Annotated in this window: 24 protein-coding genes and 1 riboswitch; of the genes, 17 read left to right on the plus strand and 7 right to left on the minus strand. The window is 53.1% G+C overall.

Translation table 11 applies throughout. The features are described 5' to 3' along the window. The first annotated feature begins 9 nt into the window (after positions 1–9). The 4 genes from E1757_RS00785 (at position 10) to E1757_RS00800 (ending at position 5,315) form a co-directional block, all read left to right on the plus strand. On the plus strand, positions 10–2,394 hold the full coding sequence (locus E1757_RS00785) for a helix-turn-helix domain-containing protein (RefSeq protein WP_133224921.1): 2,385 nt from the start codon (positions 10–12) through the stop codon (positions 2,392–2,394). Positions 2,395–2,446: 52 nt separating this feature from the next. Next, positions 2,447–3,625 (plus strand): HEAT repeat domain-containing protein, encoded by a 1,179-nt coding sequence (locus E1757_RS00790; RefSeq protein ID WP_133224922.1) that lies wholly within the window; start codon positions 2,447–2,449, stop codon positions 3,623–3,625. Between the two features lie 170 nt (positions 3,626–3,795). Beyond that, positions 3,796–4,578 carry a nucleotidyltransferase domain-containing protein gene (locus tag E1757_RS00795; protein ID WP_133224923.1) on the plus strand — a complete coding sequence of 261 codons (783 nt, stop codon included), beginning with the start codon at positions 3,796–3,798 and terminating at the stop codon, positions 4,576–4,578. A gap of 80 nt (positions 4,579–4,658) precedes the next feature. Next, complete coding sequence (locus E1757_RS00800) at positions 4,659–5,315, plus strand: YheC/YheD family protein (protein WP_133224924.1); 657 nt, start codon at positions 4,659–4,661, stop codon at positions 5,313–5,315. A 119-nt stretch (positions 5,316–5,434) separates the two neighbouring features. On the opposite strand, the gene E1757_RS00805 is transcribed toward E1757_RS00800, so the two are convergent. Beyond that, positions 5,435–7,321, minus strand: a complete 1,887-nt coding sequence (locus E1757_RS00805; RefSeq protein WP_165971896.1) for a DUF2339 domain-containing protein — start codon at positions 7,319–7,321, stop codon at positions 5,435–5,437. Positions 7,322–7,535: 214 nt separating this feature from the next. Here E1757_RS00805 and E1757_RS00810 point away from each other — a divergent pair, with 214 nt between their 5' ends. After that, positions 7,536–10,007, plus strand: a complete 2,472-nt coding sequence (locus E1757_RS00810) for a S1C family serine protease (protein ID WP_246078960.1) — start codon at positions 7,536–7,538, stop codon at positions 10,005–10,007. A gap of 396 nt (positions 10,008–10,403) precedes the next feature. Here the strand turns inward: E1757_RS00810 and E1757_RS00815 are convergent, their stop codons facing one another. Both E1757_RS00815 and queF read right to left on the minus strand, forming a co-directional pair. Continuing rightward, positions 10,404–10,952, minus strand: coding sequence for a VUT family protein (locus E1757_RS00815; protein WP_133224927.1), 549 nt, complete (start codon positions 10,950–10,952; stop codon positions 10,404–10,406). 12 nt (positions 10,953–10,964) lie between these two features. After that, entirely contained in the window at positions 10,965–11,465 is a 501-nt protein-coding gene (queF, locus tag E1757_RS00820) for a preQ(1) synthase (RefSeq protein ID WP_133224928.1), read from the minus strand. 119 nt (positions 11,466–11,584) lie between these two features. Beyond that, positions 11,585–11,628, minus strand: a riboswitch (PreQ1 riboswitch). Positions 11,629–11,721: 93 nt separating this feature from the next. On the opposite strand from queF, the gene E1757_RS36875 reads away from it, so the two are divergent. The 4 genes from E1757_RS36875 (at position 11,722) to E1757_RS00835 (ending at position 14,596) form a co-directional block, all read left to right on the plus strand. Then, positions 11,722–11,853, plus strand: coding sequence for a hypothetical protein (locus E1757_RS36875; RefSeq protein WP_281282475.1), 132 nt, complete (start codon positions 11,722–11,724; stop codon positions 11,851–11,853). 163 nt (positions 11,854–12,016) lie between these two features. Further along, a complete protein-coding gene (locus E1757_RS00825) occupies positions 12,017–13,033 on the plus strand; it encodes an aldo/keto reductase (RefSeq protein ID WP_133224929.1) in 1,017 nt (338 codons plus the stop codon). A 117-nt stretch (positions 13,034–13,150) separates the two neighbouring features. After that, the gene (locus E1757_RS00830; protein ID WP_133224930.1) at positions 13,151–13,909 is read left to right on the plus strand and encodes an SDR family NAD(P)-dependent oxidoreductase; all 759 of its coding nucleotides are present in this window, start codon (positions 13,151–13,153) and stop codon (positions 13,907–13,909) included. Between the two features lie 303 nt (positions 13,910–14,212). Then, positions 14,213–14,596, plus strand: coding sequence for a MerR family transcriptional regulator (locus tag E1757_RS00835; protein WP_133224931.1), 384 nt, complete (start codon positions 14,213–14,215; stop codon positions 14,594–14,596). Between the two features lie 85 nt (positions 14,597–14,681). Here the strand turns inward: E1757_RS00835 and E1757_RS00840 are convergent, their stop codons facing one another. The 3 genes from E1757_RS00840 to E1757_RS00845 all read right to left on the minus strand — a co-directional run bounded on the left by E1757_RS00840 (position 14,682) and on the right by E1757_RS00845 (position 16,626). Beyond that, entirely contained in the window at positions 14,682–15,623 is a 942-nt protein-coding gene (locus E1757_RS00840; RefSeq protein WP_220446474.1) for an NAD(P)-dependent oxidoreductase, read from the minus strand. 63 nt (positions 15,624–15,686) lie between these two features. Next, the gene (locus E1757_RS36340; RefSeq protein WP_246078961.1) at positions 15,687–15,833 is read right to left on the minus strand and encodes an imine reductase family protein; all 147 of its coding nucleotides are present in this window, start codon (positions 15,831–15,833) and stop codon (positions 15,687–15,689) included. After that, positions 15,817–16,626 (minus strand): NAD(P)-binding domain-containing protein, encoded by an 810-nt coding sequence (locus E1757_RS00845; RefSeq protein ID WP_246078962.1) that lies wholly within the window; start codon positions 16,624–16,626, stop codon positions 15,817–15,819. The genes E1757_RS36340 and E1757_RS00845 overlap by 17 nt, the downstream gene beginning before the upstream one ends. A gap of 138 nt (positions 16,627–16,764) precedes the next feature. Here E1757_RS00845 and E1757_RS35620 point away from each other — a divergent pair, with 138 nt between their 5' ends. From E1757_RS35620 to E1757_RS00875, 8 genes are all read left to right on the plus strand, one after another. Continuing rightward, complete coding sequence (locus E1757_RS35620; RefSeq protein ID WP_165971884.1) at positions 16,765–16,920, plus strand: hypothetical protein; 156 nt, start codon at positions 16,765–16,767, stop codon at positions 16,918–16,920. 115 nt (positions 16,921–17,035) lie between these two features. Beyond that, a complete protein-coding gene (locus E1757_RS00850) occupies positions 17,036–17,371 on the plus strand; it encodes a DUF1904 family protein (protein ID WP_133224932.1) in 336 nt (111 codons plus the stop codon). 87 nt (positions 17,372–17,458) lie between these two features. Beyond that, on the plus strand, positions 17,459–17,605 hold the full coding sequence (locus E1757_RS35625) for a hypothetical protein (RefSeq protein WP_165971897.1): 147 nt from the start codon (positions 17,459–17,461) through the stop codon (positions 17,603–17,605). 436 nt (positions 17,606–18,041) lie between these two features. After that, positions 18,042–20,405 (plus strand): helix-turn-helix domain-containing protein, encoded by a 2,364-nt coding sequence (locus E1757_RS00855; RefSeq protein WP_133224933.1) that lies wholly within the window; start codon positions 18,042–18,044, stop codon positions 20,403–20,405. Between the two features lie 388 nt (positions 20,406–20,793). Further along, positions 20,794–20,907, plus strand: a complete 114-nt coding sequence (locus tag E1757_RS00860) for a sporulation protein YjcZ (protein ID WP_133224934.1) — start codon at positions 20,794–20,796, stop codon at positions 20,905–20,907. 1,149 nt (positions 20,908–22,056) lie between these two features. Next, complete coding sequence (locus E1757_RS00865; RefSeq protein ID WP_133225651.1) at positions 22,057–23,013, plus strand: ABC transporter permease; 957 nt, start codon at positions 22,057–22,059, stop codon at positions 23,011–23,013. 14 nt (positions 23,014–23,027) lie between these two features. After that, entirely contained in the window at positions 23,028–23,906 is an 879-nt protein-coding gene (locus E1757_RS00870) for a carbohydrate ABC transporter permease (RefSeq protein ID WP_133224935.1), read from the plus strand. A 73-nt stretch (positions 23,907–23,979) separates the two neighbouring features. Next, positions 23,980–25,590, plus strand: coding sequence for a type 2 periplasmic-binding domain-containing protein (locus E1757_RS00875; protein WP_133224936.1), 1,611 nt, complete (start codon positions 23,980–23,982; stop codon positions 25,588–25,590). 59 nt (positions 25,591–25,649) lie between these two features. Here E1757_RS00875 and E1757_RS00880 read toward each other — a convergent pair whose 3' ends face one another. Further along, positions 25,650–26,549, minus strand: coding sequence for a metal ABC transporter permease (locus E1757_RS00880; RefSeq protein WP_133224937.1), 900 nt, complete (start codon positions 26,547–26,549; stop codon positions 25,650–25,652).

Raw genomic sequence — 26,549 nt, forward strand, 5'->3', positions numbered from 1 at the left:
GGAATAGCGATGAACATGCCAGGGATCAAGCAAATCAGCGGAATGCGCGGCAAGCCAAACCGGCTGTTCCTGACGATTTTATGCTATTTCCTATCTCTTTTGATTCCGATTGTCATTATCGGCGTCTCGGAATATGCGTATTCTGTCCGCATCATGAAAAATGAATTTAACGAGCGCATTTCCACGAACCTGGAATCCGCGGCCAAAACGGTCGATTCGTATCTGAAAACGACGCAGGAAACCGGCGTCAACTTGTTGTACGACGAGACGGTGCGGACGCTCCTTATGCCTAAAGAGATGCAGAGCCTCGAGGTTAGAGCCGAGCTGTGGCGGCTTCCTCGCATTTTGCTGCGCAATGAAAACATCATCAGCCATTTTGCCGACTCCATGTTCGTTTATACCGATAACCAGGATGTATATGTGAGCGGCGGGGTTAATTATTTCGATTCGTTTTTCAGCAACATGTATAAATACGATAAATACGACACCGGCTACTGGATGAGCAAGCAGAGCTCGGACAAAAGCATCGAGCTGCTGCCGGCGAGCCGGGTCGTTCAGGAAAAAGTAAACGTCAAGCAGGTTATTCCCGTCGTGATGACGAACCGGATCCGCAATCATATCGCCGTTATGGTCGTCAATATCGCCGTTCAGACGATCGAAAAGACGTTGAAGGGTGGCGCCGTATTCGACTCGACCGGATTTATCGTGTTGGACGGAAACAGCAATGCACTGTATGATGCCAACGGTTACCTGAACCCGAACGGCTCGTTGACGGCCGACCGCTTGAACGCTTTGTTTGAAGGGAGCGACGGCTCGAAGGAGCTGGAGGTGGGCGGCAGACGGTATGCGGCGGCCCAGGTGAAGTCGGATTCGTACGGATGGAGCTATTACTCGTTTACGCCGTTGGCCGAGTTCAACCATTATACGGTCGGCATTTTGCAGATGACGCTGCTGCTGTGCGTGGTGCTGATGGTGATGGGGATTTTGTTTTCGTTCATGTTCAGCCTCCGTATCTACAATCCGATCCGCAATATCCGGGATATTATCGAGAGGAAGAACGTCCCGGCGTCCGGCGGCGAGCATGAGCATGAGGCAGGCGCGGCTTTCAATGAATTCGAGCTGATCCGGCGCGGAATTGACCGGATGTCTCACAGTCGCGAGGAGTACAAAGTGAAATACGATAAGCAGACGAGCGAGTATGTGGAGTATTCGTTGTTGTTTTTGCTGAAAGGCCATACGATCAATCAGGAAGAAATTTTGCGCGAGACGCTGAAGGCCGATTTCGGCTTCAATCGGTCGGGCTTTGTATGCTGCACCGTATTTTTCGACTTTAAGGAAGCGTTTTACAAAGATATTCAAGATACGGAGCGCGGTCCGATTATTAACGGCATTAAAAAGATTGTATGGAATTTGCTCGGCAGCCAGGCTCCTTGCTACATCCTGGAGCATCGGCAGCATGTGTTCGTCTGCCTTATCAATATCGACGGTCCGCACGAAACCGGGCTGCTGCATCCGGCTTTCCAGCGAATGCTGGCCATCTTTGAATACGATATCCGCATGTATTACGATATGACGATCGGCATCGGCAAGTTTTATACGGACGCGAACGATATCGGGGCATCCTATAACGAGGCGATGACGGCGGTCAGCAAGCGAGATAAAGAGCAGCGGTTTCAAATTGTCGATTCCAACCAGATGTCGATCGAGAACAGCTACCGGTATTCGCTCCATGACGAGCAAAAAATATTGAACTTCCTGAAGCTGGGCGACGTGCCGGCCGTACGGGAGGTTGTGGCGGATATTGCGGAGAGCAATGCGCAGCGCAGCATTTCGTATGAGCATATGCTTCGGCTGTTCAAGGAAATGTATGTGACCGGCATCCGGTTTTTGGCGGAAAAGGGGTTGAGCGTCTCGCAGCTGGAGCTGGAACGCGAGCTTCCGTTCGACAGCCGCGCATTCGACGAATCGTTCCTCGGCACGAAGGAGCTGGAGCTTGCGATTTGCGAATTTTTCACCCGGATCATCGAGCTGACGAAACCGGGCAAAGGGCAGAAATCGGGCAGCCTCGTATCGCTCATCGAGCAGTACATCCGCGAGCATTACACGCAGGATCTCGGGCTGGAGCAAATTGCCGATCGGATGGGCGTTTCCGTCAAATATGTATCCCGGGTGTTCAAAGATAAAACAGGCGAATATTTAACCGACTATATTAATCGGGTACGTATCGAAAAAGCGAAGGAGCTGCTGGCGCAAACGGAGCTGCGGGTGAACGATATTGCAGAAAATGTGGGCATCCACAGCCGTACGACATTTCTTCGCGTTTTCAAAAAGGTGGAGGGCGTTTCGCCGAACGAATACCGTACGCTGCATAAAAAAATAAAAGGTTTTGAATAGCGCGTCGGTGATGTATACTTGACTTAATATCAACACGGGGGTTGAGCAGAGAATGAGTCAAGATATGGGCGGATTAGGCCGCCATTATTTGCAAAATGATTCTTACGGAGCGTCAGCGTTTTGCTTTTACCGCGCGATTCTTGAAAATAATTTAAACGGCAACGCCTGGAACGGGCTTGTGCTGGCGATGAGCCTGATGCGTAAAGAATATGACGCGCAGACCGTACTGGCGAGATTCGCGCTTCAGCAGCAGCTGCCTTATGACAAAGATATGGTTACCTTCGCACTGATGATGTTTCAGAACAGCCCGCAGGCGCTGGGCCAATGGGTGCGGGCGATGTCCGTCCGTTTCGGCGCGAATGCCGAGGAGCGGCAGACGTTTGCGAAGATGGCCGACGATATGGAGCAGGCTTACGCCGACTTGGTGGCCAAGCACGGCGAAGAGAAGCTGAAAAGCCAAGGGATGCTCAGCCTCGAGGAGTTCGCCGAGCGCAAGATGGAACTCGATTGGCTGCTGACGGAATCGGTCGATTCGATCTTTGCCTTGGCTCAGGTGTGGCTGAGCGATCCGGAGACCGTGCTGTCGGGAGTCCGGCTGCTGTGCATGCTGCCCGATCCGCGAAGCGAGCGGCTGCTGCGCCGCGTCTGCCGCAGCGAAGAGGTGGACGGCAAGGTCAGAACGCATGCGCTGCTGGCGCTGCGATGGCTCGGCGTGCGCGGCAACGCGCGCATCGCGAAGATGGGCGAGTCGTTCGTGATCAATCTTGACGATCCGAAGCCGGAGCTGACCGTATCGGTTCCCGCGTCGTACAAGCCTGCGCTGGACCGGATGAAGCTGTGGATGGCCAAGGAGCAAGGTGTCGTTACGCAGGAGGAATATGAGGGACATGCATCGACCGACGAGCCGGAGCTGCCGGAAGCGCTCGCGCAGAAGCTGGAGCAGGCCGACATTCCCGGCGTACTGCAGGAGGTTGTTCACGCAGTCATTCGTTCGGCATATGACCAGTATTACCCGCTGGTGCCGCACAATCGCGGCGCACGGGCATGGAGCAACGCGTTTCTGATGCTCATGAAGGATTATGCCGAAGGCATCGGCGAAGGCTGGCCGTACGGCGAGCTGGAGCAGGATGAAACGGCGGTGCTGCACCGCAACTGGATGCTCAGCGCGAGCCCCGATTTTTATAATCAAATCGAGGAAGCGCGCAAGCTCCGCGCCGAAACGTTGGGCTGAGCGAGCACGATAAGCGAATAGCAGGCAATCGAATGTAATCCCCGCCCGCGGCCTTTGCCGCGGCGGGGATTTTTTCACTAAGATGGCTGTGGAAAACGGGCGGACTTTTTTGGGCAGCGGGCTTGGTTGGGCACAATAAAAAGAAATCGTACGTGAAGGGAGGGATCGCAATGTCCGAAAGTACGAATATCCGGGAGAAGCTGCTGCGCATCGAGCGCGAGGAGCAGGTGCGGATCGTGTATGCCTGCGAAGCGGGCAGCCGGATGTGGGGACTGGCGTCGCAGAATAGCGATTACGACGTCCGGTTTGTGTATGTGCGGCCGACCGACTGGTACTTGTCTATTTTTGATAAGCCGGATGTCATCGAGCGTCCCGTCAGCAAGCAGCTGGATATTCACGGCTGGGATTTGAAAAAAGCGCTCAATCTGTTCCGCAAATCCAATCCGCCGCTGTTTGAATGGCTGCTTTCGCCGGTCATCTATATGGAACCGTATACGGTGATGCCGCGCATCCGCGAGCTGGCTCCGCGCGCCTTTTCGCCACGCTCGGGTGTGTTCCACTATCTGCATATGGCCAAACGAAATTTCCGCGACTGTCTAAGAAGCGACAAACTGCATATCAAAACGTATATTAATGCGTTCCGGCCTATTTTTGCATGCAGATGGACACTGGAGACAGGTGGTCCGCCGCCGGTCGATTTCGGTACATTGCTTGAGGCGCTTGAGGCGGAGCCGGCCGTGAAACGGGAGATCGAGACGCTGGTCTTCCGCAAAAAGGCTGGCGATACGTATGGACCGGAGCCGGCAAGGAAGATCCTTGCCGATTATTTGGAGAGGCACATCACCGAGCTCGAATCGGCGGCCGGGCAGGCACCTGCGGGCGACAGCCTGCCGGATGACGAATGGGACGCGTTGTTCCGGGATGCGCTCCGCGAGGTGTGGGGGCGGGAATAGGGACATACGTGCACACGGTTTCATAGTTGTCTGAATACTCTATAATGCGTGCTGCATGAACAGAGAGGAGGGACGACATTATGCGACAGGTTGCCAACAAATGGTCGAAGTTCACCATCCTGCTGAAGCATAGCGGTGTCGCCAAACATATCCCGGCTATGCGGCGTTACAGCGATTCCGGCTTGCGGGATATGCTCCATCGGTATCCTTTCGTTGTGGCAAAGCCTTTTGTCGGAACAGGGGGATCCCGTGTCGTGAAAATTCAAAAGACGCCAGGCGGCTACCTCTACCATTATTATGGGAAAAAGTGTCATGTGCATTCATGGAACGAGCTTGCCGCAGCTCTCCGACGGATTCGTGGACGACACAAATTTATGCTGCAACAGGGCATTCAGCTTACGACAATTAACGGAAGGCCGATCGATTACCGCGTAAAAATGGTGAAATCGAGAAAGTCATGGAAAATAACGGCTATCGTCGGTCGCTTGGCCCGTCCCGGGCTGTTTGTCACTAACCTGTGCCGAGGAGGCTCGCTTCTGAAAGGCACATATGCGCTTCGGCGCACCTTCCCGTCAAAACGGGTCAAAGGTAAAAGGGATACGATGCGGGGCGTCGCGCGGACATGCACCTTTCTGCTCGAAAAACATTATCCGGGTATAGGGGCGCTAGGATTCGATTTCGGCATTGACATACGGGGCAGAGTGTGGATTTTCGAGGTCAATACGAACCCTCACTAAAACCGCCGCCTAACGAAAGAAGCCTACTGCAACGCGCAGCAGGCTTCTCGTTTTTTCAGTCTCTTTTTGCGGGCTCCGGACGTTGCTTCATCCTGAACTCTGCAAGTCAATGTCCACGGCTATTCCTTGCGCTTGTAGAACAGACGCGATACCGCCACCCCGATACTTCCCAGCCCGATAAACAGAACGGCGCGGATCGCAGCCGACACGTCGGGTAGATCGATAAAAATAATTTTCAGCAGCGTCAAAAATAGAAACAGAATCCCGGCCAGACGCACCTTCCGCTTGCTTGCGACGACGCCCGTAATAATGACGGCAATTGCGTAAAGAACCCACACGGCCGACAGCAGCAGATGCTGCATATCGTAAGACAACGCCTTTGTCAACGAATCTGTCGCTTGCGAGATAAAAATAAGAAAGAGTACGGAATCGGCCCACAGCAAGCTGTTTTTGCGTCGTTTATAACCATCGGCGGTGCCCTCCGGCAGCCGTTTCAGAAAGGCGTACAGCGCGCCTACCGAGACCAGAAGCACCAGCCAGGCGAACGTTTCCGCCGAAGGGATGCGGCTGATCGGATGTAAAATTACGCTGCATATGCCGAATACATAGGCCAGTATGCCTGTCGCCTGCTGCAGCCGGCTTTTGAACGCGACGCCGAGCATGATCGCGAGCATGCCCTCGACCAGCACGGCGGCGGTTTGATTGCTGGCTTCAAGCACATGCACGATCCATAGAAACCAGCCGAAGGTGGCGGCTGCCATATAGACGGCAGCCTGCTGCTTCCGCTTGAGCAGCACATATGCGGTTGCGCTGTAGACGAGGGCGCATGCCGCAATGACCAGCCGGTAGACGAACGGGTCCTTGTCGGCGAACAAGCCGAACATCCAGACTGCGGTCAAGGTAAAGCCGAGAAACAGGGGCACGGTATGGGCCCTGCTGCGGCCTTCCCGGGGGAAGACGGACAGCGCGAACATGACGGCATGCTGGAGCAGCAGCGCCAGCATTACCGGATAGCGGCTGTCTCCATGGCTGAACCCGATCATGCCGATCAATAGCGGCACATGCAGGACGCCAAAGGCCGTGCAGTATGCGGCTCTGTAGGCAAAGCGGTGAGCAAGCAGCAGCATCGCGATCGAGAACACCGTTTCATAGGCAATGAACATTCGTATGTCCGGCTTGGCGCTGTCCACCAGGAACGGCACCAAGTACCCCGCCAGCATCATGATGACGGTCAGCGCCTGTGAACGTTGGCGCAGCGCGGTCCGGAGGCCCGCACCGATCGCAAGCACATATAACGTGAAGGCGAGCCAAGCCGGAATCAGCGCATACAGCATATGCGCGGCGAATAAGGCGAGCAGCAGCACGGCGATCGAGCCCCCGAGCAGCACTTGGCCGAGTGCCGGCCTGCCGCGGCGCGACTGGGCTTCGCCCTGCCAGTACATAAAGCCTGCAGCCGCGACGCCCAGCAAACAACGGATCGGCTCGGTAATGATGCCCGCGCTGACGGCGGCGGTAAAGCCCCACAGGACGCCGATCAGCAGTACGGCGATAAATATGCGCGGGAGCCAGACACGGGCGATCAAATGCTCCCAGTCCGGCTTCGGCTTCGGCGCCGGGGGAGGCGGCTGCAGCGGGGGCTGCGGCCGCTGCTCATGCGCACCCGGGGCAGTCGATGCGCCGGGAATGTACGTCGTACCCGGCGCCGACGGTACGTCCGACGCCCTATAAGCTTCCGTACCGGCTGTCGCACCCGCTGCCTTCGATGGATCCGGTACGCCCGAAGCCGTCGGCATGCCCGTACCGGCCGCCGCTCCATGTACCGGCGCTTCAGCTTCGGCAAATGCACCGCCGGGCCCGACCGCAGGCGGCCGGGCAGTGGCGGCTCCCTCCTGCTGCAGCATATGAAGCTGCCGCTCGAGGCTCGATACCTTTTGCTCCAAGGCTTCGACGCGGGCCAGGAGCGGATTGTCCGGCGAGGCTTTAGCTTTATTCAATTCATCGTTCATTAAGTCCGCACACCTCATTTTAATCGTACTGTTTTCATCAGCCTTTCTTAGCTGTCAATCTTTTCATTTTATGATTATATCACACGCGAATGACTCCGCTTACGGAAAAGTCCGGCGAATCGATTCTATGAAAATATTTGATTGCCACAGACCAAGACGGTATGGTAGATTTTAGGGGCGTATAAGGGAAACTATGGATGGGGAGAAATGCGAATTGAAAAAACGGACGGTTCTTGGCAAGAGCTTGTTGAGCGCGGCTGCGGCGATCCTATTATTCGTTACGGTTGCCGGCGGGGCGGCCTATGCGGATACGTCAAGCGGCCAGACGGCGATTCCGGCAGTCATTGAGAAGACAACATCCTCCGTCGTTGCCATTATCGGCAAGCCGGTCAGCGGCAAAGATACGAAGGAGCGGAACCGCTACGATCTGGCCCACGGAACGGGCGTCATCGTAGAAAGCGACGGGACGATCCTGACGAATGCGCATGTCGTCAAAAATATGCGCAACATCAACGTGGTGACCGCCGACGGCAGGTCGTATCCGGGCAAAACGACGCACTATGACGAGGAGAGCGACCTCGCTCTGGTCAAAATCGACGCGCTCGGTCTGACACCCGCGACATTTGCCTCGCCAACCGACATTAAAGTCGGCGAGCCCGTCATGGCGATCGGCACGCCGCTCTCGTTTGCGCTGCGCAACTCGGTCACATCCGGCATTGTCAGCGGCATGGACCGTTCCGTTCAATCCAAATATCAGCTGATCCAGACGGATGCGGCGATTAACCCGGGCAACAGCGGGGGCGCGCTCGTCAATATGAAAGGGCAGGTCATCGGCATCAATACACTCAAATACGTACAGTACGGCGTGGATGGCCTCGGCTTCTCCATACCGGTCCATACGGTGCAATATGTGCTGGATCATTTCCATAAATATGGAAAAGTGAAACGTCCTTATCTCGGACTCGAGCTCGGAGAGAGCTGGGAAGCGGTAGTCGGTCTGCCTTCCGGCAACGGTCTGGAAGTGACTTATGTGGAACCGGATTCACCGGCTGCCAAGGCGGGGGTGAAGCAGGGAGATACGCTGCTCGCGATCGATGAATTAAAGACGGGCAATCTGGTGGCATATAATGAAGCCTTGACCCATTATTTGCCGGGGCAGAAAGTTCGGCTCACGCTGCAGGCGGGCGGTTCGTCCAAGGGTACGGAGCTTGTGCTGGGCGAAGAGCGTGCGAAGGATGCCAAAATCGTGCAGGATGGCGACGGCTCCTATATTGACGCAGATCAGGGCAAGACGCAGATCGGGGACAGCCACTTCGGCTGGTCGATGAAATATCCGGCCGGACTCGTCAAAGCGAGCCAGTCCCCGGATGGCGGCAACATTGTGCTGGCAGACGCCAAGGGCGAGTTCGCCATAAATATTATCGTGCAGGACAAGCAGAGCGAGGATTTGTCGCCGTTCGGGCTTTTGAAAAAGGTAAGCGGCAAATCGAACGATACGGTGCTCGAAAAGCGGTATGTCGATCAGGCTCCGCAGCCTTATGCGCTGATGGTCGGCAAAAGGAAGGAAGGCGGCGAATATTATCAAATCCGCGCCTATTTGAAGGAAGATAAAATTTACTACGTCATTATGGTTATAAAAAAGGAAGAAAGTTACGCCAATGAGTTCAAGCGCAACAGCTATCTCGATCTGCTCGATACATTCGTCCTGAAATTCGATAACAACAATCCGGCGCTTAAAAATATTTCGGCTTATCAACAGGACAATACGGTTACGACGGAATACGGATTGTCGTTTGACTTGCCGACGAATTGGAGCAAGCGGGAGTGGGGACAGTACCTGACTTACGCGAGCGAGGACGGGGATTTGTCGGTATCGCTGCAGGTCACTTCCGCGGCATCCGGAGATACGGTGAAAGATTGGGCGGGCCGACAGGAGCGGTTGTTTACCGGTATCTACGCCGAAGACTACCGCGAGGTGCGCGGCGTGCAGGAAACCGTCGTCGGCGGTGCTGCGGCCCTCGAGAACCGGTATGCGAGCACGATGGGGGACAAGTGGTACGAACACCATGTGCTGTACGTTTTGAAGGACAAATATAAGTATGAAATAAGCTTCTCATATCCGAAGGCGGCCGCCGGCAGTATGGACGAGATTATCGGTTCTTTTGCGAAATCGGCCCGCTTTTCGAAGGAATCGGTCAACAGCTCGCTTGGTTTCATCCAGGATGAGGACGATCTGATGGATAAAAACCGTACCGCAGCCTATACGAACAAAAAATACGGCTACTCGCTGCAAGTTCCGGAAATATGGTACGGCAACCAGGGAGAGGTCGATACAGCGCTGAAACAGTTCACGTTTGAAGGCGGCGGATTGTCGGTAACGGCGGATGACCGAATCTCCCTGGAAGAAGCCGTTAACCGGCTTGAGCAGGAGTATAAGAAAAATGCGGAGACGGACGCCAATTACAAATATACGGCGACCGACGAGCCGCTGTTCGAGACGACGGCCAAACGCTTTGCCACCCAGTACAAAAGCAAAAACGTGCCTTACACGCTGCATGAATATGTATTTGCCCAAAACGGCATCGTTTATACGTTCCGCCTGCGCATCAACGATGCGGTCAAGACGGAAGAGCAGTGGAAGCGGCTGGAGAGGGCGCTGCTGTCGGCCCGGTTTTTCGCGAAGTAGGGGCGGCGGCCGGCTAAGCCGGGAAGCGATTCATCGAGAGCGGGAGACGCTGCAGCTTGCCTCGAAGTGAACTTGTTCAGTAGTGGAATCAGATGGGGACTCTCCCCCACCTGATTCAAGGCCCACCTTAGAGGTGGGAGTCTTAACCCGATAAAGTCGTAATCGGATAAACGAAAGATGCCTTCGAAACCGCGGTTTACCGCCGGATCGAAGGCATCTTTAACAACTGCTGACGGAACTTATCTATGCGCCAAGTACGCGCGATTGTTCAGTACAATCGCCTGCCCCCGCGCAGCCGTTCCGTGCGCGAATCGATCGCGCTCTCGCGACACCCAAACAAGCATCGTGCCTGAATTCGCATTCCGGCGCGATGCTTGTTTCAACTGGCCGATGCCGTCAAACCTTTAACGAGCGGCTTTTCCCGGATCTTGCGCTGTAGGCGATCAGCCATGCGCCCGCGCTTTGGAGCGCCGTTTTCACGATAATTTGACCGAGCACGGCATAGATGACCGCATCCCATGGCAGCACGCCTGCGCCAAACGGGGACAAGCCGATGATGATGAAAACAATGCTGTCGACGATGCCTCCGACAAAGCCGCTGTAGAACACTTTATGCGCCATCGGCAGCTTCAGCCGGGTGTAAATTTCCGTATCCGTCGTTTCCGACAGCATGAACGTGAAGGCGGACGCCGTTACGATCCACAATGTGTCGCCGAGAACGTTGGAGGTAATAGCCGACACGATCATCGCCACGGCGATGGTTGCGTACGTTTTGCGCCGTCCTATGACGTTTTGCACCAAATCGCGCAAAATGAAGGTGGCTCCGATCAGAAACGAGCCGACAGGAACGATCAGGACGCCGAGCTGCAGCGGCTGGAAGGAGGCTGTCAGCACGTTGGCCAGCACGATGCTCAGCAAATAAGCGGCAATCAGGAACGATCTCATGAGGGTCGCTCCTTACCGGTTATCCACTTTTTCCGGATATAGATCATGATTCATGAGCCTGTGCTCGGCCATCGCTTCATACTTCGTGCCGGGGCGTCCCCAGTTGCAGTACGGATCGATGGAAATGCCGCCGCGGGGGGTGAATTTGCCCCACACCTCGATATACCGCGGATTCATCAGCGCAATCAGATCGTTCATAATGATGTTGACGCAATCCTCGTGGAAGCCGCCATGGTTGCGGAAGCTGAACAAATACAGCTTGAGCGACTTGCTCTCCACCATTTTGATATCGGGAATGTAGGAAATGTAGAGCGTGGCAAAATCGGGCTGTCCGGTAATCGGGCATAAGCTGGTGAATTCGGGACAATTGAATTTAACGAAATAAGAACGGTCCGGATGCTTGTTGTCGAAAGCCTCCAGCACCTTCGGATCGTACGAGAAAATATAAGGCGTCTGCTGATTCCCTAGCAGCGTCAGATCGCTCAAATTTTCGTCGCGGTTGGACGTGGTCATGTGGTATCCCCTCTCTTTTCTTGCGGACTGCGCCGCGGGCCCAAAAGAAGAATGCGATTGCCGGAACTTGGCTCCGCCGTAAACTAAAGAACGTGAAAAAAACGATACATGGGTAACGTTTATTCTTAGTTTTTTATAGAGGGAGTTCGCGAACCTCTCCCGGACGGACAAGCCGTTTCCGGTTTTTCTTCTTCAGTTATCTATAGCACTATACCATATCGGCGGCCGGATTGCATCTTAAATTGCAGGCAGACGAATGGAAACGGTTGCCGATGACGGCCGGGTTCGGCTTTGCGGCGCGGGTATGCTGCTGCAGGCGCGGGCGATACTAATGACGGGCTGCGGCCTTACGCCGTCCGTCCGAGAACTCGGGTTTGTCCGGGTGTAAGCTGCCGATGGTTACTTACCTGCAGTTCAGTAGCTTAGAAAATAGTAAGCTCTTACCTGAATGAAGACTTGTTATATATAATGGATTAGTGGCGGTTACTTTAGAGGCCGGTAGGCGTAAACGGCTGGAAGCGGTACCAGGTTATAATGAGGAGGAGTTCTTTATGAATTACCGTTTTATGGGGAAAACAGGGCTGAAGGTAAGCGAGCTGTGCTTGGGCTCCATGACTTTCGGCGCGGCGGCGGATCGTGAGGAGAGCTTTCGCATCATGGACCGGTTTAAGGAAGCCGGCGGCAATTTCATCGATACGGCCAACGTGTACTCTCAAGGCTTGTCCGAGGAAATCGTCGGCGCCTGGTTGAAGAATAACAATCGGAACGATTTCGTTGTCGCGACGAAGGTACGATTCGGCATGGGCGACGGGCCGAACGATATGGGCTTAAGCCGCAAGCATATTCTTGCCTCCGTCGAAGACAGCCTGCGCCGTCTGGGTACGGATTACATCGATTTGTTTCAGGTTCATGCCTGGGACGCGGCAACGCCGTTGGAGGAAACGCTCAGCACGCTGAACGATCTTGTGCGCAAAGGCGTTGTCCGCTACATCGGAGCGAGCAATTACAGGGCATGGCAGCTGCAAAAGGCGATCTATACATCCCGTCAGCATGGCTGGGAGCCGTTCTCCTGCCTGCAGCCTCAGTATAATTTGCTGTGCCGCGCGACGGAATTCGAAATGCTGCCATTGTGCGAGCACGAGGGACTTGGCGTTATTCCATGGAGTCCGCTGCGCGGCGGCTTGTTGAGCGGTAAATTCAAGCGTGGGGAGACACCGCTCGAAAATACGCGGGTTGGAGCGAACAAGGAAGTGTGGGAGCGCTACAACAACGAGTTTACGTGGAATATTATCGATACGCTGAGCGGAGTGGCGGATGAAACAGGCAAGTCGCCGGCACAGGTCGCATTGAATTGGATGCTGAGCCGCAGCGTCATCACCTCGCCGATTATCGGAGCGAGAAATACGGCTCAGCTTGAGGACAATTTGGGAGCGGGCGGCTGGTCGTTAACGGAGGAGCAGCTGAGCCGATTAAACGATGTAAGCGAGCTGCCTGTGACATATCCGTACGATCTGGCCGCGGAAAACCAGCAGCGCCGGGGCAGAGTTCCCGAGGCCGCCAAACTGTAGCCGCGTCGTGTGGTTCGGACAAGCCGCCGGCTTGGCGGGATCGGTTTTCATCCGGGAACCTGACCGGCGCGCCTGTCCCTTGAGGAAATCGAAAATACCGGAAGGAGAGGCATCATCATGTACCATTTTGAAAATAAAGTCGTTTGGATTACCGGAAGCAGCACAGGGATCGGCCGCGCAGCCGCGCTGGCGTTCGCCGAGCATGGAGCGGATGTGGTTATTCATTGCAATGCGAGCGTTGAGGAGGCGCGCAAGCTGGAAGAGGAAATTAACCGGCTGGGCCGGAAATGCTTGCTCGTGCAGGGGGATGTCGCCGACCGTCAGCAGGTTGAAGCGATGGCGGCCCGCATCGACGAAACGTTCGGGCGTATCGACGTGCTGATCAACAATGCCGGCGCGCTGATTCAAAGAGTGCGGCTGGAGGAGCTTGAGGAGGAGCTGTGGGACCGCGTCATGAATGTCAACCTGAAGTCGGTATACCTCGTGACGAAGGCGTCGCTGCCGCTGCTCAAGCGTTCCGACAAAGGCCGCGTCATTAACATGACTTCCGTGGCCGCCCGGAATGGCGGCGGGTTCGGCTCGATCGCTTACGGCGCCGCAAAAGGAGGAGTCAGCACGATGACACGCGGGATGGCCAAGGATCTTATCGAGTACAAGATCACCGTTAACGGCATCGCGCCGGGCATCATCGCAACGCCGTTCCATGACCGGTTTACGCCTCCCGACATTCGGGCGAAAACATTATCCGGCATTCCGATGGGCCGCGAAGGCACGCCGGAGGAAACGGTGGGGGCAGCGCTGTTCCTGGCATCGCCGTATGCCGATTATATAACCGGCGAAATTATAGAAGTGAACGGCGGCCAGCTGATGGACTGATGCCGGCTTACGGCCGGTATAACATCAGAAAGAACATCCAGGTCCCATGTTAAGCGGTTGGCGCTCAGGCGTCCGTAATTAAATTAGGAATAATTACACATGGGGCTGTCCCAATCGGTATCAACCGGTGAGACAGTCCCCCCAAATATGAAAAGCCGCCTCCAACACCACTATATCAGTGGGGATGGAAGCGGCTTTTCACATGCACATTTGGGGACAACCGCTGTCCAGTGAAGTGGATTCTCTCTCATGCAATGCATTACAATTAAGAGATGAATCTTGGTATTGGAAGGGGACATTGTCATGAAAATTAGTCAACTGGCTAAAGCAACCGGTGTCAGCACCCGATCGATCCGACATTACGAGAAGAAAAGACTGCTTGACACCAAACGTCTTGAAAACAATTATCGCGAATTCGAAGAATCTGCCATCGAACGTGTCAAGACGATCCAAATATATTTGGGACTTGGAATGACGACGGATGAGATTCTGGAAATATTACTATGCCATGATGCTTATGTTGATGTTGCGGGTACGGACGAGTTCTGCGAAGATATGCTTGATGCCTATGAGCAAAAAAGGGATGAGATCGTCAAACAAATTCGCGCATTGGCTGCCGTACAGCAGCGTTTGGACCAACGCATTGAGCAAATGAAAGAACGGCGTTCAGATGGAGACGTTACCTGAACGCGCCGCATCCCCGTACTAGACCTCAATAAAACAACGGGAGAGCCCGGTCCTCTTCGAGGACCGGGCTCTCCCGTTGTTTATTTCAACCGGGTCGCACCGCCGAATGACGAGTCGTCTCCACCAGCCGGGCGTAGCTGTCTGTACCGTAGCCGGCATTGATTGCCCGCCGGGCGATGGCATTCGCCGAGGCCAGCACGCTGGTGTCAAGACCATGGGCAAGTGCGGCCTGGATAATATGCTCCATGCCTGCGGCAGCCGAGACGAGATTGGACTCGTCGCCCGGATAGCACTCTTCGTCGACCTGATCGGCTATAGCAGACATAATATCAGGCAGGATGCCAATAATGCCCTGGGCATGTGAAGCGAGCTCGCGTGCGTCGATATTTTCCGCTTTTGCAAGGGCGAGCGCATGGATATAGCCGCTCATGAACGTCCAGAAAATATCCAGCAGCACCACGTCATAAGCCGCAGCGCGGCCTATGTCCGTTCCGAGGTGTACGGCCGTTCCGCCCAAGCTCGATAAAGTATCCTTATGTGCCATATAGATGTCTTCCGGTCCGCTGTAATGGATGATGGCCGAGTTGTGACCGATCGTTGTCGTTGGTGTCATGATAGCTCCGTCCAGATACCCTCCTATGTTGTTTTCCGCGGCCCACTCGGCCATTTGGCGCGCACGCTCCGGCGTACCGGTTGTCAGGTTTACCAGAATGCGGCCTTTCATGTGGCCTCCTAATGGATCCAGAATTGCGCGCACTGCGTCATAATCGAGCACACAGATGATGATCAGCGGACTTGCAGCGACCGCTTCGGCAGCAGTCTTCGCGAGGACCGCACCCTGCGCGGTAAGCGTATCGGCTTTACCGGCGGTGCGGTTCCAGACTGTCGTCGGATGACCGGCCCTCAGCAACGCATGAGTCAACGCCCGTCCCATCGGGCCAAGGCCGAGCACGGTCACCGGAGTTCGGATAGCTGCCGGAGTTTCAACGTTTTTGCTTTCTCGTTGAGCCTGGTTATCAGTTAACAATGGAAATGCCTCCCTATAGTCATATGTCCACCCTGTTTCACCGCGATACAGCGAATCGATCGATCACACCGTCGATTCCGGTTTCTGAATCAGCTCCGCCAGCCTTGAGAGGCCGTCGGCACCGTAGCCTTCCGCGACTCCGCGAACAATCAGATTATGAATCGGCTTCATGAGATCTGCGCTTATGCCTAGCTCACGGCATGCATCCATGAAATTCACGAATCCTGCTTGATTTATGCAGGCTGGAAACATCGGTCGCATGGTCATTCGAGTCTATCGCTTGCGCCATTCGGGGCAGAGCCGCCGACATGGCATGCAGCCAAGGAACAACCAGAGATGCGAGAGCAGCTGCTTGTATCATTTCCGAGCGTACCATGGCGGCCGCTTGGAAAAATCCCCCGAACATCCCGTACATGGCGCTCAGCAGAGCCAGGTCATAGAGAGGCGCGAGACCGGCATCTTCCCCAAGATAATTGCTTCTTCCGAGCTTCTCCAGCGTCAGCCGGCAGCTCATGAATGCATCCGGCGAACCGCTGTACAGCACGAGCGCTCCCGGACTGCCGATCATCTGGGGAATGGCCATGATGCCGCCGTCAATATAATCGGCGCCCTGATTGGCCGCCCATGCAGCTGCCTTGCGGGCTTGGGCAGGCGTGCCATTGGTGAGGTTTACCAATGTCTTGCCTATCAACATATGGCCTGCAGGCTCAAGGATTTCATGCATGGCATTGTAATCCAGCACGCAGACGATTAGCATCGGACTGGCTGCAATGGCCTCAGCCGTTGTGGCGGCGACCGCGGCTCCCTGCAGCGCCAACGCATCGGCTTTACCGGCCGTACGGTTCCAGACGGTCGTCGGATGGCCCTCTTTCAGCAATGTCTCTGCCAGTGCCGAGCCCATCATACCCAAGCCGATGACCGTTACGGCTGTTCGGCTTTCATTCGCTGCCAAGCTCCTATTCTTCACTGAAATATCACTCATGCCTTGGCCGTCTTCCTTCATAGTGAATCCCTCCCTTCAGCCTTATTTTAAAGTTTGACACTAGTGTCAATGTCAACTAAAAACTTTGTGAAGGTTGCATGATTCGCCCTTGCCTCCCATACGATATTACGATGACGAATGAATAGGGAGGCTGTGAAAATGATCCCGACGCTGCTTTTTCAGATTGCGCTGATCATCATTATCGCCAGATCGGTCTACGAGCTCATCCAGAGGCTGAACGCCCCATCCAAAATGTGGTTTGAAATTTTGTTTCAGGCGTCCGTTGCCATCGTCGCTCTTAAATTTTTGCTATAAGGCGGCTCCGCCGCGGTCCGGCGAGTTGTCGGCCCGCGCGCGCCGCCGGCGGTACAGATCGGACAACCGTTATGCTATGATAGACATAAATGGATGGAAAAGGAGTCGGAATCAAATGCCCCAACTGACAATAAGAGGGATTTCCCCGGAACGCATAAGTATGATCAGCAAATCTTTAGTGGAGGAGCTGGCGCTGATCTGCGAATGCGGAACCGATAATTTTACATTGGATTGCATCCAGACCGTCTCCCTGTTTAATGGGGAGGGTGTCGGTACGTATCCGTTTATCGAGGTCGCCTGGTTTGAGCGTGGACCGGAAACAAGGGACCGTGTCGCCCGCTCATTGACGGAGCATGTGCGCTTGGCCGGTGTCCACGAGCTGGAAATCGCCTTCAAGGTATACAGCGAGGACGGCTATTACATCAACGGCACAAGATGCGATCTGCTGTAAACGGGCGGCCGATCCTGACATGCGCGGATACGCGGCGAAGGCTTCGTCCGTATACTGTAGCATCATCTTGCGTGGGGGCGAAACCGAGTGAAACTCATCTATGAGAAAGCGATCGAGCATTTGAGGACAAACAGACAGATTCAGCAGATGTTCAAGGATATGGACAAACTTCATCATGAAATCGAAACGGTTATGAAGCAGAGCGAAGCGATCAAGAAGAAAAAGCGGTCATGACCTGCCTGGCATTCGCATTTGAAAAGCAAATTTCAATCAACTACAACAGATAACAGATACTGTCGGTAATCCGGCAGTTTTTTTTCTTAACAGCAAGCACAGGGAGAGGACGATGCGATTAGGTGTGATTTATTTTGTATAAACGAGCAGGGATTGGACATCAAAAGTCGAATACGTAATAAGTTTTCGTGAACGCGTGTACATAAATAGTGAACTCGTTCAGCTTTGCTGAACATCGGGGAATCAGACGGGGACTCTACCCACCTGATTCAAGGCCCACCTTAGAGGTGGGGGTCTTAACCCGATAAAGTCGTAATCGGATAAACAAGGCATTCTCTCCTGACATTCGGTAGAGTGGCACCATGGCTTGCCCTACCACCGTTTACCGGCAGTCAACACGGCATCGTTCGGCAATAGTTAGCAAGGGGGTTGCGGTGTGAGATTGATTCCGCAAAGCTTGAAGGTTTATAAACAAAAAAGTATTTTTGTCAAAATGCTGTTCCTGTTCAACCTGTTCATACTGATCGCCATCCTGTCCTTCGGCTATGTTTCGTATACGCAATCCTCGTCCATGCTTGTCGAGGAGGTCGTCAAATCGAATAATAAATATATCGAGCAGGCCAGGGATAACATCGATGCGACGCTTGCCTCCGTCGATAATTTATCGTTTCAGATTTCGCTGCAATCCCAAGTTCGAAGGGCGCTTTACTTGTCGGAAACGACCTGGGATCTCGACCAGCTGCTGTTTCTTGACGTAATTAAATATTTAAAAAACGTCAAGCTGTCGAACACGCTCATCTCCGATATATGGATTCAATTTTACCGCTATCCGATCGTCATCAACCACGAATCCAAATACAACATCGACTACTATTACGAACATATTTATGAGACGGAGCCGTCGGTCGACTGGCATGCGGCAAGTCAAAGCCATTACGGTCTGAAGCCGGTCGGCCGGTTCGAGACGCTTTCCTACGGTATCGGTTCCTCGGCGGTCACATTTGCGCGGACAGTGCCTTTAAGCGAGATCAATCCGATGGGCGTACTGTACCTCAACATCAAGACGGATGATTTTTCCAGCATGGTGCAAAGGGTGAGCGATCCTTACCCGGCGTTTATTTATACGGTCGACGCCTCGGGCGAGGTATTGTTCAACAGCAAGGTGCGCAGCGACCAGGACGAGCTTATCAATGCCGTCAAAGGGCCGATAACCGGCAAAGTGAAGCAAATTGGCGCCAAAGAGGGATACTTAACCGAAATAATAGACGGGACTTCGTATCAGATTGTATTTACTTCCTCCAAAATCAACGATTGGAAGTATATAAGCATCGTACCGACGGCCTTCATTACGGAAAAAGCGAACAAAATCCGCCAGTTCACTCTGGCTGTAGCGATGCTGTGCCTGGCGGGCGGTCTCGTGATGTCGTACTTTTTAACGAATCGCATTTACCGTCCGATTAATAAAATTGTCAGCTACATCGGCTTGATCGGCCGCAAGGATGAGCAGGCGCCGGGCCCTTCGAAGGAAGACGAGCTCGGCTTCATCGACCGGATTATCAACTATGTATACTACGAGAACCAGAGCTTGCGGGACTCCTTCGAGAAAAATCTTCCGGCGCTGCGGCAAAAGTTTGTCTACGATTTGATCGAGGGACGGGTAGCGTCCGAAAAGCTGCAGGAGCTTACGGTCCAAATCCAGCTGGAGCTCCGCTGCGATTCGTTCCAGGTCGTTGTATTCGAGACGGTCGGCTTTACGCTTGACGACAAAATCGGTCCGTATCCGCATGACGTACTAGAGACGATCGACAGGCTGGCCGCCGAATCGGTCGCGGAAGCCCCGATGGCTGTCTATTCGATCCGCAAGCGCAACGACAAAATCATTTCACTCCTTAATCTGGACTATGGCAGCCCGAAACCTGAAATGATCGTTGACTTTATCCGCAAAGTCCAAGCTTATTTCGAACGGGAGCACGCCCGGACCTTTACGGTAGGGATCGGGAACTTATACAGGACGGCCGAGGAGGTGCCTTTATCGTATGTGGAAGCCCTGTCGGCACTGCGGTATAAAGTGGTCAAGGGCGACGGCAGCGTTATCTTCGTCGACGAAGTCAACAAGCCCTCGGAGCGCTCCCTGATCTATTCGATCGACACCGAGAAACAGCTGATCAACGGTGTCAAAACGGGCAACCTCGACGCTTTGCGTCAGCATCTGCTGGCGATCTGGGGTGAAAATTTGAAGGAAGGCGACTTTACGCCTGAAATGATCGCCAACTTGTTTCAGGCGTTGGTCGGCACCGCCATCCGGACGATCTATGAGGTTCAGTCCACAACCGAGGCGATCTTTGGCGCCTCCTTCGATTTGTACAAGGAATTGAACAAGCATACCCGGCTGCAGGACAAGCAGTCGTTCATCGAGTCGACGTTCCGGACAATCAGCGAATGGATTCAGCAGAAAAAGCAGGGTCAATCCGCCAAATTGTTCGGGCAAATTCAATCGTATGTGGAAAATAATTACCATTTGGATTTGTCACTGGCTACGCTCGGCGAGCAGATCGGCCTATCGCCGTCGTATTTGAGCAGTATTTTCAAAGACATTACCGGAATGAATTTTGTCGATTACATTAATACGAGACGGGTCGAACAGGCCAAGACGCTGCTGCGTCAGACGAATGACACGGTGGCCGATATTTCCGACCGGGTCGGGTTCACCAATGCCAATACGTTTATCCGCGTATTCAAGCGGTATGAAGGGATAACGCCGGGGCAGTACAGGCAGGCGACCGGGGAAGATAGCCGTTAGTTTGACAAGTCCCAAGGGCAGTGCTAGAGAGGACAATCGACCATGTTACTGGTATTCATGAAAAGAAAACCGGGAAAGAAAAAGAAACCGAAGCCATTCATTCTAAGCGATGGAGATCCGGAAGTGCCTCCGCAATTCGCATGTGAAGAGCAGAACAGAAGTTCTATTGAAATATCATACCCGTCAGCCCAACTAAGGGTGTTCCTAATTGCATAGATCCATGACCATCGCCTCAGTAAGAAATGATTTAAACCCTCTATATCGTGATTGAGGGCTTTTTTGTTTGAGTCAGAATGACAAATAGACGGTTCAATGAATGCAACCGTCCAATCACTAAGCACAGTAAGTCCATAAAATACACAAGCTAAATAGAAAGGAGGTGGAGGCCATGGGAATAGGAACGGGGGGAATTGGAGGTAGCTGTGGTGGATTCTTTACGTCAACTGGTACGATTTTGGTGCTTTTCATTTTGCTGGTCATTGTTTCTCGTTCATTTATCTAGCAATATTCAAAAGGATCTTGCTTACAGCAGGATCCTTTCTTCAAAATGAAAGTAAGTGATCAAAAAAAGAATAATAGTATACACTTTAATATGAAAGGAATATGCGGGGATCGCCCGCTATAGGTGTTATCATGACAATCATTGCTGCGATCTTACTTTTCCTGATTCTTTTTATTCTTTTAATCATTGTACTTTCATTACAATAAGCAGCAAATGTTCCGGACGGTTCAGTCTTAGGAAATTTATCTTCATTCAAATAAGAAGCCGATAAGAACAAGTGCTTTCACACCGTTCTTCAACCCATTCACACCGCTAGCACTTTTTGATTTGCTCGCGATTTCTGAGTCTCCGTTTTTCTTTAGCCCGTTTTTCTTTTAATCATCCCGATGCATGAGTGTTTATAGCTTGCCCGTAAAGTGACTCCTAAAAGTTAGACACTGTATAGTTAGGAAGCTTCTAGAGCATGAGTTCGGTACTGTATTGAGCTCATGCTCTTTAATTTTGCTTTAATCCGTGTTAAACGGGAAATCCTATGAATATTTCAAAACCAAGTACCGGTGGCGGATTTTCGGCTACTGAGCTTGTCCGGGAAGGATTTCCAACCATCACTCGTCGAAAATATAAGGATAATGCTTATTGGCGGGTGATGTTCTATGAAAACAGTAGTTGAGCAATTACAAGCAGTGGAACAGCGACTAAAGCGCGAGAAAAGCCGGCGAATGTTCGGAAGGAAAGGCCCCGCCTACTCGACTGGAAAGTTTGCGGGCCGTCTTGAAGTCGTGTTCCCCCTGCCTAGTCTAATCGAAGGAGCACGACTTAAACAACGGCTGTAACCCCACATCCATCCCTCCCACGCTAAACGTAAATCCTACGCCGGACGCCGCAAGCTGATTGATCCGTCCCCTCGCCAATCAATCCGATAAAATGCCGATGGACCTCAAAATATGAATCCCCGCGATCATGAAAAAAGACGATGATTCCAATAAATCATCGATATACGAAAAAGCTGAAAACGGATACATTAGGAGGGCGGAACCGGGCAGGCAGCATTCCCGTTGCTATTGACCCGGTTGACCGCTGAATAGATTCAAGACAAGTCCGAATCAAGGAAAACCGTGAAAGGAGAGTCATCCATTGTCTAAACCTTCGATGCTGGCCGCGGAGCCGTCGCCCGCTGCCGGAGCGGGAGTGCGCAAGTCGGCAGGCCGGCGGTATGCGTTCAGAAAGGCGCTGCCGTATTATGCAATGTTTTTGGCGCCGCTGCTTTATTATTTGATCTTCAGATACGTTCCGATTATTATGGCCGTCATCATTTCATTGATGGACTACAACATTTATAAGGGGATTCTTGCCAGCGAATGGGCCGGATTGAAGCATTTCATCGATTTTTTCAATTCCGTTTATTTCGGCAGACTGCTTCGGAACACATTGATGATCAACCTGCTGAACCTCATTTTCGTCTTTCCGGCGCCGATCGTGTTCGCGCTTTTGCTCAATGAGGTCCGCAATTCCATTATTAAGCGAACGGTGCAGACGATCAGTTATTTGCCCCATTTCGTATCGACGGTCATTGTCGCCAGCATGGCGGTCACCTTTTTATCGCCGAGCGTCGGGCTGATCAATAACATTGCCGTCAAGCTGGGGATGGAACGGACCAATTTTTTGCTCGACCCGAATTATTTCTGGGGCATTTACACGGCGCTTGATTTATGGAAAACGATCGGATGGTCGGCGATTTTGTATTTTGCCACATTAACCGGCATTAATACGGAGCTGTACGAAGCGGCGCGGGTAGACGGCGCCAACCGTTGGAAACAGACATGGCATATTACGCTGCCGGGGATCGCGCCGACGATTATTATTTTGCTGCTGCTGAAAATCGGCGACATGCTGGAAGTCGGATACGAGCTGATCGTGCTTCTTTATAATCCGAATACGTACTTGACGGCGGATGTAATCGGCACCTATGTGTACCGGAGAGGGATTTTGGATGCGAATTACAGCTTTGCTTCGGCCGTCGGGCTGTTTCAATCGGTTATGGGGCTGGTGCTGATTATGGTTGCCAATAAACTGGCCAGAAAGTATTCGGAAACGAGCTTGTGGTAGAAAGGGGAAAAAGGATGACATTCGGGCGCATGACGCTGGGTGGACTGGCGTTCCGGATTTTTAACACAATCGCATTAGGCATCGTTGTCGTAATAACGCTGTACCCTTTTTTATATGTCGTCGCCGCATCGCTGAGCGATCAATTGTATATCCAACAGGGACGAATCGGGATCATTCCGATGGGGATCCAGTGGGAGGCCTACCGCAGAGTGCTGGAGTTTCCGATGCTGGGGCGGTCTTATATCAATACGGTAACCTACACGGTGCTGGGTACGGCGATCAGCCTCGTACTGACCATTTGCGCCGCCTACCCGCTGTCGAGACGGGATTTGCCGGGCCGCAAGCTGATGACGACGATCGTGCTGCTGCCGATGCTGTTCGGAGGTGGGCTTATCCCTACCTTTCTGGTCGTCAACGCGCTGGAAATGCGCAATACGATCTGGGCGATCGTCATTCCGACGGCGATCACCTCGTTTTACGTGTTTATTCAAAGAACGTTTTTCGAGCAGATTCCGACAGAGGTGGAGGATGCCGCGAAGATCGACGGCTGCTCCATGGTCCAGACTTTGACGAAAATTATACTGCCCCTGTCGGTTCCCTCGCTGGTGACGATCGGATTATTTTATGCCGTTAACCAATGGAACAGCTTTTTCCCGGCGATGATTTATTTGAATGATGAAAATTTGTTTCCGGTTCAAATATTGCTCCGTTCCATCGTCATTCAAAATCAGACCGATCAGGTCATGGTGGACGTGTTCGACGATAAAAATCTGATCAGCGAATCGATCAAATATTCGACGCTGGTTGTGGCGACACTGCCGATTTTGCTCGTCTATCCGTTCATCCAAAAATATTTCGTCCAAGGGTCGATGATGGGCTCGATTAAAGGGTAGCGCAGCAGATGCTTGCTGAAATCCGGGGACTCAGTCCCTCGATGGATATACAAATGAAATGGGAGGCGTCAATATGAAAAAAACACGATGGGCACAAGGATTGACGGGCGCGATTGTCGTTTCGGTCGCATTAACCGGTTGTCAGACAGGCGGGCAAGGGCAGGATAAAACGGCCAAGGCTCCGGAGGCGAAGGCGGGCGATCAAGCAGGCAAGCCGGCGCCGGCAGCGAATGCGGATGGAAAGGTACTGGACAAGAAAATTGAGGTCAGCGTCTTTATGAGGCCAAGACCGGAATCGGTTGAGTCGAACGATCTGCTCTGGATGAAGCCGATTGTCGACAAGACCAATGTCAACTTCAAATGGTTGAAAGCGCCAACCGATAACAACGACTATATCGAAAAGTTCAATCTGACGCTGGCCGGCGGGACGCTGCCGGATTTGATGGAGGCGACCCCCGATTTGCTGAACAAAGGCGGGGAGAACGGAGTATTCGAGCCGTTGAACAAGCTGATTGACCAGCATATGCCGAATTTTAAAAAAATATTGGAGCAAAACCCCGCCATCCTGAAAGATATCAAGTCCGACGACGGCAACATTTACTTTTTCCCGCAAATTTCGGCGGTCAAAACGATTAATCTGGTCATTTACCGCCAGGATTGGCTGGAGAAGCTCGGCTTGAAGGAGCCAAAGACAACCGAGGAAATTTATCAAGTATTAAAGGCATTTAAGGAGAAGGATCCGAACGGCAACGGCAAAAACGATGAAATTCCATTTACGACCCGCAACAAAATCAAAGGGCTGCTGCCGTTTGTCGAGCCGTTCGGCGTTTCATTCGAAGAGGACTTTTATGTAGATAACGGTAAAGTTAAATACACATACACCGACCCGAGATTAAAGGATGCGCTTGCTTTTACAGCCAAGCTTTACAGTGAAGGGCTAATCGATAAGGAATATATAACGAATGATCAGAAAATTTGGGAGTCCCGGTTTACGAATGAAGTGTCCGGCGCTACCTTCGATTCGTTCCCGCGCGTCGATTATCTTGAGAAGCTGGTCGCCAAAGCGAATCCGAAGGTGAACATGAACGGCTTAACGCCGCTGCAAGGTCCTGCCGGCGCTCCTTACACCAAAAGCCAGCAAACACTCATTAAAAACGGCTTCGCGATTAGCTCCAAGTCGAAATTAAAAACGGAAATCGCCAAAATGCAGGATTGGTTCTACAGTCCGGAAGGGCAGCTTGCAATGAATTTCGGAAAGCTTGGCGAAACGTATACAATGGAAAATAACGAGCCGAAATATACGGATCTGGTCATGAAAGACAAAAACAACTCCCCGTTAATCAAAATGTATGAGCTGGGACACCGCGAGTTTGCTTACGCTTGGGATATCCGTTACGAAAACGCGATGGTGCCGCCTAAACTGGCAAAAATCCGCGACTCCGTTGCACCGTTTATTAAAGAAAAGTACCCGGTTACCCTTTCGTTCAAGCAGCCGGAGCGTGACGTTCTAAACTCCAAATTTACGGAGATTACGACCTATAAGGACGAAATGATCAACAAATTTATTATGGGCTCCGAGCCGCTCAGCAAGTTCGATGACTATGTGAAGCAAATTGATAAAATGGGCATAGACGCAGTACTGAAAATTCAACAGGCTTCTTATGACCGCTATTTGAAGCGATAATTGAAGTGAAAAAACGAAGCCTCCAACCGGCCTGGCAGCCGGTGTCGGAGGCTTCGTTTTTATCCGGCGGCATGTGATGCTGTGTCGGCCGCCATGCCGCGGCGCTGCTTCCGTTTGCGCCACACTACGCCGTGGCTTGGCGAGAACAGCAGCGCGAGCACGAACAGCGCGCCGGCGACGCAGATGATGCAGCCGGCGATGGACGCGTCCAGCAGCACGGAGACGTAATAACCGGCGGTGGAGCTGATCACGCCGACCAGCATGCTGTAGGCGATCATCACGCCCAGACGTTCGGTCAGCAGGTAGGCGGTCGCCGCCGGGACGACCAGCATGCCGACGACGAGAATCGCGCCGACGCTTTCGAACGAGGCGACCGTCGTCACCGAGACGAGTCCCATCAGCACATAGTGGAACAGCGCAACCGGGATGCCGACGGCGGCGGCCATGGCCGGGTCAAACGAGCAGATTTTGAACTGCTTGTAGAACAGGCCGATCACGACGGAGCTGAGCAGCAGGACCAGTCCGAGCGTCCAGACGGCTTTAGGGCCGATGTCCATGCCGGCGAATGTAATCGTATCCCACGGAACGCGGATAATTTCGCCGTACAGCACGCAGTCCAGATCGAGATCGACCTGACGCGTATACAAGCTGACCAGCACGACGCCGACCGAGAACAAGGCGGTAAACACAACCCCGATGGAGGCGTCGGCTTGAACGCCGCTTTGCTGGAACAGCTGAATCAGAAATACGGTAATGAGTCCCAATACCGAGGCGCCGAGCAGCATGAAGATCGAATCCCGCGAGCCGCTCAGCAAAAAGGCGATGACGATGCCCGGCAGCACGGAGTGGCTGATCGCATCCCCGATCATGGCCATTTTGCGAAGCACGAGAAAGCATCCGAGCAGACTGCACGAGCAGGCGACAAGCGCCGCGGTCAGCAATATCCAGAAGTCGCTCAT

Source organism: Paenibacillus piri (assembly GCF_004354045.1).
GTDB classification, from domain to species: Bacteria; Bacillota; Bacilli; order Paenibacillales; family NBRC-103111; genus Paenibacillus_S; species Paenibacillus_S piri.